The organism is Streptococcus sp. 79 (genome assembly GCF_013277425.1).
In the GTDB taxonomy this organism is placed as follows: Bacteria; Bacillota; Bacilli; order Lactobacillales; family Streptococcaceae; genus Streptococcus; species Streptococcus pseudopneumoniae.
The window spans coordinates 1-1924 of the sequence record NZ_VMMW01000119.1 but is presented as its reverse complement, the minus strand read 5'-3'; the positions used below and the strand labels follow the sequence as shown (position 1 = coordinate 1924).

The following is a 1924-nucleotide window of genomic DNA, read 5'->3' as shown; positions in this document are numbered from 1 at the left end:
TTGCTTAGCTTGTTCTTTCTCAGCACGTTGCGCTTCTGTTAAGCTCTTATCTGCTGCGATGGCTGCTTTTTCTGCTTGCGCTGCTTTTTCTAAGTCTGCTTTAGCAGCTTTCTTAAGAGCTTCTAAGTCACCTGGTGTGTGGACTCCTGCAATAGCTGTTTCACCTGCTGTTTTAGCTTCGGCTACTTTATCAGCATCTGCTGCTGAGTCAATCTTAGCTTCGGCAGCTTTTCGTGCTTCTTCTACAGCTTGTTCTTTCTCAGCACGTTGCGCTTCTGTTAAGCTCTTATCTGCTGCGATGGCTGCTTTTTCTGCTTGCGCTGCTTTTTCTAAGTCTGCTTTAGCAGCTTTCTTAAGAGCTTCTAAGTCACCTGGTGTGTGGACTCCTGCAATAGCTGTTTCACCTGCTGTTTTAGCTTCGGCTACTTTATCAGCATCTGCTGCTGAGTCAATCTTAGCTTCTTCTTCTCTTTGCTTAGCTTCTAGTTCTTTGAGTTTTTCTGCTTTCGCTTCTTTTGTCAAACTCTTATCGGCATTGATTTCATTCTTCTCTGCCTCTACTGCTTCAGCTAATGCTGCTTTGGCTGCTGTCTTAGCTGGACCTGTTTCTGCTTCTTGCCTTTCCCTTTCTTTTTTCTTAACCTCCCATTCGCTTTGCTTCATAAATATGTCTGTTTTAGGAACTAGAATAGTTCTCAGTACTTGATTATTCGAATCAATCACCTTCATATTAACATTGCCGGTTTTCACATCAAATTGTAAAGTTAGATGGCTTGCTGTCGGATGATGTCGAAAAACATCAAATGTCTGCAAATTATCTATAGCTTCGTCTTTATATAATTGATCAATTTTTCTGCCAGATTTAGGAACTTTACGTCTTACTTTATTAGATTCTGTAATATCATCATAATAGAGTTCGAATATTCCTGGTTTACTATTTTGAGTCAGCCAGTTGTACATACCCTGACCCCAGTAATCATAAAGCTTTATCGGAGTGTTAAAGATTTCATCTGGTACAGGAACCTGATCAACATTATATGAATAGTCCCCATTCAACCTTGATGCCCGGTCTTCCCCGACACTCCTAGCTCTTCTAACGGGAGCATGCTGACCAGAGTTACTTGTTTCTTCAGCACTTCTATCACTTCCGCTAACGGCACTACTGTTGCTTCTATCTGACCCTTCAGAACTTTCCCCATTATTGCTTGATAGAGAAGCGTCCCTATCACTGCCAACAGGAGTACGCTGAACAGAATTACTTGTTTCATCAGCACTTCGCTCACTTCCATTCGAAGCTTCACTAGCTCCCTCCGCAGCTGGATCCGATTTAGGCTCAGAACTCTCAAGAGACACCTCTGTAGCATTTACTGTAGTATCCGCCTGAACAACACTAGCTCGTGCTCCTAAAAACATCAATGCGGCAACCGCGACACTGGCGGCACCAAAGTGGTACTTACGAATGGAGTAACGGAAGACCTTTTCTCTGTTACACTTTCTAAAATCCATAACTCTTTCTCCTTTAAAAATATGATTGAAGAGAACATGTCATTTTCCTCTTCGATTGACAATAATATATAAATAGCAACTTACGACTATTTACCCCACTGTATCTCCTATGAAGAATACACAGTCTAGCAGCAATTATACCACCCCCCCGAATTTTGCAAGGAAAAACATTTGATTTTTTAGGTTTTGTAATTCGAATGTGATAATGTCTTTAGTAAATCGAACGTGAAAATGTCCCATTTGATAAAATAGTCGTATGAAAAGGATCCAACTGAATATGAATGAAACGAAAAAATATCTTGTGATAAAAGCTATAGACCAAGGAAAGAAAACAAATAATCGAGCCTGTGTCGAACTGAATCTTTCTGAAAGACAAAGCAATCGTCTGCTACTAGCCTATCAACAGAAAGTAAAAGAA

1 protein-coding gene and 1 pseudogene are annotated in these 1924 nt (G+C 40.5%); one reads left to right on the top strand and one right to left on the bottom strand.

Annotation, left to right across the window (positions count from 1 at the left end; translation table 11 throughout):
- Positions 1-1506: DUF1542 domain-containing protein (locus HT729_RS11415; RefSeq protein WP_172932031.1), on the bottom strand; the 1506-nt coding region annotated here is incomplete at its 3' end.
- Between the two features lie 277 nt (positions 1507-1783).
- Here HT729_RS11415 and HT729_RS11410 point away from each other — a divergent pair.
- A pseudogene (locus HT729_RS11410) lies at positions 1784-1924 on the top strand (ISNCY family transposase); the annotation flags it as partial.